At 62.3% G+C, this 7,156-nt stretch carries 9 protein-coding genes; 2 read left to right on the forward strand and 7 right to left on the reverse strand.

Annotation, left to right across the window (positions count from 1 at the left end; genetic code table 11):
- The 5 genes from KBA32_RS15695 to KBA32_RS15715 all read right to left on the reverse strand — a co-directional run.
- Positions 1 to 489: GNAT family N-acetyltransferase (locus KBA32_RS15695; RefSeq protein WP_294360883.1), on the reverse strand; the 489-nt coding region annotated here is incomplete at its 3' end.
- The gene (locus KBA32_RS15700; protein WP_294360886.1) at positions 486 to 767 is read right to left on the reverse strand and encodes a DUF1778 domain-containing protein; all 282 of its coding nucleotides are present in this window, start codon (positions 765 to 767) and stop codon (positions 486 to 488) included. The genes KBA32_RS15700 and KBA32_RS15695, both read right to left, overlap by 4 nt.
- A 238-nt stretch (positions 768 to 1,005) precedes the next feature.
- Entirely contained in the window at positions 1,006 to 1,479 is a 474-nt protein-coding gene (locus KBA32_RS15705) for a hypothetical protein (protein WP_294360888.1), read from the reverse strand.
- Positions 1,476 to 1,778 (reverse strand): nucleotidyltransferase domain-containing protein, encoded by a 303-nt coding sequence (locus tag KBA32_RS15710; RefSeq protein ID WP_294360890.1) that lies wholly within the window; start codon positions 1,776 to 1,778, stop codon positions 1,476 to 1,478. Before KBA32_RS15710 ends, KBA32_RS15705 begins: the two co-directional genes overlap by 4 nt.
- Before the next feature lie 31 nt (positions 1,779 to 1,809).
- Complete coding sequence (locus KBA32_RS15715; RefSeq protein ID WP_294360896.1) at positions 1,810 to 2,673, reverse strand: DNA ligase; 864 nt, start codon at positions 2,671 to 2,673, stop codon at positions 1,810 to 1,812.
- Positions 2,674 to 2,746: 73 nt separating this feature from the next.
- Here KBA32_RS15715 and waaC point away from each other — a divergent pair, with 73 nt between their 5' ends.
- Both waaC and waaA read left to right on the forward strand, forming a co-directional pair.
- Positions 2,747 to 3,703, forward strand: a complete 957-nt coding sequence (waaC, locus tag KBA32_RS15720; protein WP_294360898.1) for a lipopolysaccharide heptosyltransferase I — start codon at positions 2,747 to 2,749, stop codon at positions 3,701 to 3,703.
- The gene (gene waaA / locus KBA32_RS15725) at positions 3,700 to 4,962 is read left to right on the forward strand and encodes a lipid IV(A) 3-deoxy-D-manno-octulosonic acid transferase (protein ID WP_294360901.1); all 1,263 of its coding nucleotides are present in this window, start codon (positions 3,700 to 3,702) and stop codon (positions 4,960 to 4,962) included. The genes waaC and waaA overlap by 4 nt, the downstream gene beginning before the upstream one ends.
- A gap of 109 nt (positions 4,963 to 5,071) precedes the next feature.
- Here waaA and KBA32_RS15730 read toward each other — a convergent pair whose 3' ends face one another.
- A complete protein-coding gene (locus KBA32_RS15730) occupies positions 5,072 to 6,397 on the reverse strand; it encodes a TolC family outer membrane protein (protein ID WP_294360904.1) in 1,326 nt (441 codons plus the stop codon).
- 19 nt (positions 6,398 to 6,416) lie between these two features.
- A complete protein-coding gene (locus tag KBA32_RS15735; RefSeq protein ID WP_294360906.1) occupies positions 6,417 to 7,082 on the reverse strand; it encodes a protein-L-isoaspartate O-methyltransferase in 666 nt (221 codons plus the stop codon).
- Positions 7,083 to 7,156: the final 74 nt, after the last annotated feature.

Consider the following 7,156-nt stretch of genomic DNA (forward strand, 5'->3'; position numbering starts at 1 on the left):
CTTAAGGTCTTTCAGCATCAGAAACAGGTGATATAGATCGGTCGGGCTGGGCTCGAATTCCCAGGACTCGTACCAACACCGCGCCGCATCATTCTTCGCATGGATCAATAGACAACGAATGCCGGCGATGTCGGCCGCGCGTGCAGTACGTAACAGGGCATCCTTGAGCAAGGCTTGGCCCAAGCCTTTACGCTGATGCTCCTTATCCACCGCAAGTCGGGCCAGGATCATGACCGGGACTGGGTGACGCGCCAGCCCCTTCGTCACTCTCGGCGGGACAACTTCCAGATCAATACCACCTACGGTGAGGCTGTAGAAGCCGACCACCACGTCGTTTTGGCAACATACATAGGTCTGCGCGCTATTGACCCTCTGGTTGACAAGCGCATAGCGCTGCAGGAACTGGTTCAGCGCGTCGTGGCCACAATCGAAAGCATCGACCAGGTCCATCGCTACCAGTTTGCGGACTGAAGCGTAGCCATCGCTCAACCAAGCGCCCCCGGTTCTCGCAACAACTTCTTCAACCGCGGCTTGCTTTGCACCGGACGATCCAGCGCCTCTCGAAATGCCTTCCACTGAGCGTCATCCAGCACAAACCGCCGACGGTCTGCCAGTGTTTGCGCAGCTGCTGTCACACCGGCATCGAGCAGGAATTCACTGACGTTCTTGTGGCTGACACGCGCAGCCTCCTGCAGCAGTTGCTTGACCATTGCACTTGCACGAACATCGATGCGTTCGGTCTTTGAGAGATTAAAAGTGCTCATCATTCGCCCTCCGTATTTTCGATACCCGAATGAAATCCGTCCGGACAATATCAGGACATTCCAGTTGTCGGCGCTGGGTAGCCAGCCAAGCTGTTCCAACCCTGCCCCGTGGGCTTGAGGAAAGCGACGGGGTTTGTTGTGGAGCCCAGTTTCACTGGGCGATCACCGCGTCGGAACATCCTCCACCCTTCGCGCAGAAAATCTGCGCTCCTACAGGTATCTCCGCGAGGGCGATGAGCATTCAGCCAAAGCGCTGGTGGATTTTGCTTTCGAATTGGGCCATCACGTCAATCAACTGCTGCGCTGCGCGGATCGCTGCTTGCAGGCGTTCAAAGCGCTCGTTTGGCGATTCGGGGTAGTCGTGCGAAAACTGGTTGCGTATCTGACGCAGGACATTCCAGTTGTCGGCGCTGGGTAGCCAGCCAAGTTGCTCCAACCGGGAGAATCGATCAAACGCGGGCATCACTGCAACGTCCTCTCCCAACGCTCGCAATATGGCCGGCATCAGCCGCGCGCCCATGTCATCTTGTAGTCGCGTGTAGCGATAGGCGAACTGGTCGAGCAGACGTCTGTCGGCTTTGGACAAGTGCTCATACTCCGACGAACTCAGCGCCCGCTGCCGCATGTCACTCAACGCGTCGTGCAACGCGTCCAGATGGCCTTGGCAAAGAGCGTGTGCTTGTGCAAGGGCATGCATTTCAGGTGATGGTTTCAATTGATCCGAACTCCTGTGGCATGGGCAATGGCAACGATGGGACGGGCGTCATTCGGCGCCTCGATGACGACATCGATTTTTCGCTCGCCCAGTTGACGCTCAAGTTGTGTGAGAAATCGAATTTTCTTCTCAAACAGCATATCGGGGCTTTGCGGGTTGGGGCATATTAGCAGGTCAATATCGCCACCTTTCTTGCTGTTATCCGCCCGAGAACCAAACAGCCAAACGCCCACGCATTCGCCAAACACCTCGGTCGCGGTGGCTCGAATGGCTGCAAGCTGATCTTGAGTCAAGCGCATGGCTGCCTCCGGTGCGCTCGTCCTACGCGCACTAAAGTTCCCTCACTCGATAGAAACTGGCGAACCGTGGCACGCCTCGTTTCGTCACTTCGCGATAGCGGTAGGTTACCGTCGCCCCGATCGGCGGCGGGTTTTGTCGCTCGGCTTCGTTGAAACCCGTTCCGAGCATGAATTCGACGCCGTCAGCCGTTCTCACCTTCAGCGCGCCGAGCATTCCGTCGTATTTGCCTTTGCCCGACTGGTGGCCGATGACTTCGGCCTCGGCGTCGTGCCACAGCTTCATTTTGAGCAGGACGTCGCTGCGCCCGGTGGTGTAGGTCGCGTCGGCGCGGTGCAGCATCAGGCCTTCGCCGCCGAGTTTGAGGATTTCGGCGAGTTTTTGATCGAGGGCTTTGCGACTGGTGATTTCCCACTGCTCGACGACCTGCAGCCAAGGGACGTTTGCATGCGCGACTTCACGCTTGAGCTGTTCGTTGCGCTCGCGGAAGGTGCCGGCGGCGTTCGGCAGTTCGAAGACGAGATAGCGAATCTTGCGCCATTCGGTTTCATCGGGCGCCTGGCGGCGTACCGCGCCGGAGAGCGCGTCGAACTTGCCGCGACCGATCCACAATTCACCATCGAGCGCACGCCCCGGAAAACCCTCGGTGAACCAGTCCGGCGCGTTGATGGCATTGCCGTTGCGCGTGCGCAGCGCTTTGCCGTCCCAGTACGCGCGAACCCCGTCGAGTTTCTCGCTCACCAGGAAGAGCGAGACGTCGGACTGACCTTGCTCGGTTTCGGCGAGTAGCAGGGGAATCGGCTCGGTCGCCAGCAGCGCATTGGGCGACAAGGCAGCGATACCCAACAGCACGCCTCGGCAGATTGCGTCGTAACGGCGTCGTACCTCGATCTTCATTCGCGACCCCCGGCTCAAAGCAGGCCATCGCCTATAATGGCGGCCTGTTGAAAAGCGCATATTTTACTGTCGAATGCACCTACTTCTGGTCAAAACCTCGTCTCTCGGCGATGTGATCCACAACCTGCCGGTCGTCAGCGACCTGCGCCGCGCTTTTCCCGACGCGACGATCGATTGGTGCGTCGAGGAGTCTTTCGCCGAGATTCCGCGCTTGCATCCGGACGTGGCCGAAGTCATTCCCGTCGCGATACGGCGCTGGAGAAAGCATCTCGGCAGCATGCAGACGTGGAGTGAAATGCGCGCGTTCCGCCGCCGAATCAAAACGACCGCCTACGACGCGGTGCTCGACACGCAGGGCCTGATCAAGAGCGGCCTGATCTGCCGTCTGGCTTACGGGACTCGCTACGGCTACGCGGCCGAGGTCGCGCGCGAACGACACGCGGCGCGCTTCTACGACAAGACCTTCGTCATCCCGCCGAACGCCCACGCCGTCGTACGCAACCGCTGGCTGGGCGCAGCCGCGTTCGACTACCCGGTCGATTTTCCGCTCGACTACGGCATCGCCGCACCGGAGATCGACCTCCCCTGGCTGACGGCCGAGCGACACGCCGTCCTGCTCACCGCGACCAGCCGCGACGACAAGCTCTGGCCGGAAGAACACTGGATCGCACTCGGACAGAGCCTGAAAAAACGTGGTCTGTCCCCTATTCTTCCATCGGGGAGTGCCGCCGAACGCGCGCGCGCGGAACGCATCGCGGCGGCGATTCCGGGGGCTGTCGTCGCGCCGCGGCTCACGCTGCGCGAGTTGGCTGCGCTGATCGGCCGCGCCACGCTGGCCGTCGGCGTCGATACCGGGCTGGCGCATCTGGCGACGGCGTTGCGCGTGCCGACAATCGCGCTCTACGTGGCGACCGATCCGGCGCTCACGGGCGTCCTGGGCTCCGGCTTCTTTCGCAATCTGGGCGGTATCGGGCTGACGCCGAGCGTCGCTGAGGTGCTCAACGCTGCCGAACCGATCATTCGCCAATGAACCGCCTGCTCTACTCGCTGCTCTTCTACCTCGCCCAGCCGCTCATCTGGCTCCGGCTCGCCTGGCGCGCGCGCAAGCAAGCGGAATACCTGCGGCACGTGGGCGAACGCTACGGTTTCTACCCGGCGAAGCTGAACGGACCGCTGCTCTGGCTGCACGTCGTCTCGGTCGGCGAGACGCGGGCGGCGGAGCCCCTGATCAAGGCGCTGCTCGACGAATACCCGGGCCACGCGCTGCTGCTGACGCACATGACGCCGACCGGGCGCGCGACCGGCGGCGAGTTGCTCGCCAAGTACGGCACACGGCTCAGCCAGGCGTATCTGCCTTACGACCTGCCCGGCGCCTGCGCTCGTTTTCTCGATCATTTCAAGCCGCAACTCGGTTTGCTCATGGAAACCGAACTGTGGCCCAACCTGATCGCTGCGGCGACGAAGCGTTCGATCCCGCTCGCGCTCGTCAACGCGCGCCTTTCGGCCCGATCGCAGCGCGGCTACCTGCGCTTTCCCAAGCTCATCCGGCCGGCGCTCGCTTCGCTGCGAGTCGTCGCCGCGCAAACCGCCGCCGACGCGGAGCGTCTGACGGCGATCGGCGCGCAACGCGTGTCAACGGTCGGCAACATCAAGTTCGACGTCACGCCGTCGGCCGAGAAAAAGCAGCTCGGCGCCGAATGGAGACAGGCACTCGGCAACCGCCCGGTCTGGCTCGCGGCGAGCACGCGCGAGGGCGAAGAAGCGCTCGTCCTCGATGCCTTCGCGCGCATCCGGCAACCCGACCTGCTGCTCCTGCTCGTGCCGCGCCATCCGCAGCGATTCGCGGAAGTCGCCACGCTGGTGCAGGAGCGCAAGCTCGCGCTTTGCCGGCGCAGTGAAGGTTCGCTGCCGACTGCGGAAACGCGCGTCTGGCTCGGCGACAGCATGGGCGAAATGCCGGCCTATTTCTCGGTAGCGGATATCGCCCTGATCGGCGGGACGCTGCTGCCGTTTGGCGGGCAGAATCTGATTGAGGCCGCCGCCTGCGGCTGCCCCGTGCTCGTCGGACCGCACACTTTCAACTTCCTGCAGGCGACGGAGGACTCCATCGCTTGCTGCGCGGCCAGACGGATCGCCGATGCGAATGAAGCAGCGTCGGCAGTCGAAACGTTGCTCAAGGATCGCGCAGCGCTACGAGGAATGCGAGACGCGGCGATGACGTTCAGTCAAGCGCACCGCGGCGCCACGGCGCGCACGATGGCACTGATTCGCAGCGCAATGGCTAGGTAGGAGCGCGAATTTTCTGCGCGATGGGCGGTGGATGATCAAGCGCCGTTATCGCCCAGTGAAACTGGGCTCCTACAAGGCATTTCGACGGTCAGCGGTCGTGCCGCACGGCTTACGGGGCGACGAACAAGGGGTTGATCTGTTCGAGATCGGCCTCGCCCAGTGCGCCAACCGACGCCTTGAGCTTGAGCTGGGCAAGCAGCGTGTCGAAACGCGCCTTGGCCAGATCGCGCTTGGTGACGTAGACCTGATTCTCGGCGTTGAGCACGTCGATGTTGATGCGTACGCCGACTTCGTAACCGAGCTTGTTCGATTCGAGCGCGCTCGTGCTCGACACCAGCGCGGCTTCGAGCGCCTTGATCTGCGCCAGGCCGTTGACCACGCCGAGGAAGGATTGCTGGGCGTTGAGTGTGGCGCTCCGGCGCGCACCTTCCAGCGCCGATAACGCGGCGTTGCGGTTGGCGGCGGCTTCACGTGTCTTCGAGGTGACGTAGCCGCCCTGGAAAATCGGGATGTTGAGCTGAATTCCGATATTGCGCACATCGGTATCGATGTCATTGCCGTTCGTGTTGTTCGCCCGGCCGTAATTGGCGACGGCGTCGAGCGTCGGATAGTGGCCGGCGCGTGCGCGCTCGACTTCCTTGGTCGCCAGTTCCGCCGCAGCCTGCTGGACTTGAACGGCAAAGCTGCTCGTTTCCGCCGCCGTGACCCAGTTATCCATGACCGCCGGCTGTGGCGGCGTCAGCTGCACGTCCGGCTTCAGCGAGTTGAGCCCGCCCGGATCCTTGCCGACAACCAGACGCAGTGCGTAGCGGCGAACGTCCAGCTCATTGATCGCGGCGATCTCCTGCGCACTCGCCAGATCGTAGCGCGACTGCGCTTCCTGCGAATCGGTAATGGTCGCCGTCCCGACCTCGAAGTTCTTCTTCGCCTGCTCGAGCTGCTGCGTGATTGCTTCCTTGTTGGCACGCACCGCCTTCAGCGCCTCCTCGGCGTGGAGCACGTCGAAGTACGCCTGGGCGACGCGCAGGACCAGGTCCTGCGACGCCTGCGCAAAATTGGCCTCGCTCTGCACGACCTGCAGCTTGGCCTGGTCGTATTGAACCCAGTTCTGCCAGCGGAAGAGCGGCTGGCTCAGCGTCAGCATGTAGCCGTTGGAGTTGAATTCCTTGCTGGTCGTCGGTGCTTTATCGGGGTGATAGGTATTGTCGTTCCACACCGAATTGGCCGACGCGCCGATCGTCGGCAGCAGGCCGGACAAGCCCTGCGGCAGCTTCTCGCGTCCGGCTTCGGCGGTAGCACGCGCCGCCGCGTACTGCGCGTCGTTGACCAGCGCGTCGCGATAGACCTGCAGGAGATCAGCCGACCAGGCCGGGGCAACCGAGAAAAGCGCTCCGAGAAGGAGGGAAAAACGAGTTGCCGACGGCTTGAGTCGCATGATGCTGCCTCTTTGAGAACTAGAAAACGAACTTGTCGCGCCGTGCGGTGTTTTCGAGCGGCGCGACGAGCGTTTCGAGAACAACCACCGTATTGAACGCATCCTCTTCGGTGCGCGTCACCAGCTGCATTTCCATGACCGGCGCTTCGCCGACGACGGCGATCAGGCGGCCGCCGATCTTGAGTTGGCGCAACAGCGCGTCGGGCAGCACCGGCAGCGAACCGGAGACGACGATCACGTCATACGGCGTATACAACGGCCAGCCCTGCGCGGCATCACCGAGATCGACGCTGACGTTGGCGACGCCGGCCTGTGCGAGATTCTTGCGCGCCACCTCGACGAGTTCCGGGTCGATTTCAACGGTATAGACAAACTCGGCTTTTGCGGCAAGCAGCGCCGCCATGAAGCCGCTGCCGGCGCCGATTTCAAGCACCTTGTCGGTATTGCGGATGCCCAACGCCTGCAGCATGCGCGCCTCGACCCGCGGCGCCAGCATGGTCTGGCTGGGTTTGGCGTCGGCCTTGAGCGGAATCTCGACGTCGGCGAACGCCAGATCCTTGTGCGCAGCGGGTGCGAAGTCTTCACGCTTGACGATCGCCAGCAGGCCCAGCACCTCCGGGTCGAGCACTTCCCACGGGCGAATCTGTTGCTGGATCATGTTGAAGCGTGCTTGTTCGGTGTTCATTGTCGCTGCGGCCATGGCGTTCCTCGTGACGAATTAAATATTAGCATAGACTAATATGCTTTAGTCCAACAGAG

The organism is Propionivibrio sp. (assembly GCF_017995515.1).
GTDB lineage: Bacteria > Pseudomonadota > Gammaproteobacteria > Burkholderiales > Rhodocyclaceae > Propionivibrio.

What these genes read in the sequence shown, in the direction of transcription:
- KBA32_RS15735 (WP_294360906.1), bottom strand. Translation starts at nt 7,082, where the DNA reads ATGAACACCGAACAAGCACGCTTCAACATGATCCAGCAACAGATTCGC.
- KBA32_RS15730 (WP_294360904.1), bottom strand. Translation starts at nt 6,397, where the DNA reads ATGCGACTCAAGCCGTCGGCAACTCGTTTTTCCCTCCTTCTCGGAGCG.
- KBA32_RS15710 (WP_294360890.1), bottom strand. Translation starts at nt 1,778, where the DNA reads ATGCGCTTGACTCAAGATCAGCTTGCAGCCATTCGAGCCACCGCGACC.
- KBA32_RS15715 (WP_294360896.1), bottom strand. Translation starts at nt 2,673, where the DNA reads ATGAAGATCGAGGTACGACGCCGTTACGACGCAATCTGCCGAGGCGTG.
- waaA (WP_294360901.1), top strand. Translation starts at nt 3,700, where the DNA reads ATGAACCGCCTGCTCTACTCGCTGCTCTTCTACCTCGCCCAGCCGCTC.
- waaC (WP_294360898.1), top strand. Translation starts at nt 2,747, where the DNA reads ATGCACCTACTTCTGGTCAAAACCTCGTCTCTCGGCGATGTGATCCAC.
- KBA32_RS15700 (WP_294360886.1), bottom strand. Translation starts at nt 767, where the DNA reads ATGATGAGCACTTTTAATCTCTCAAAGACCGAACGCATCGATGTTCGT.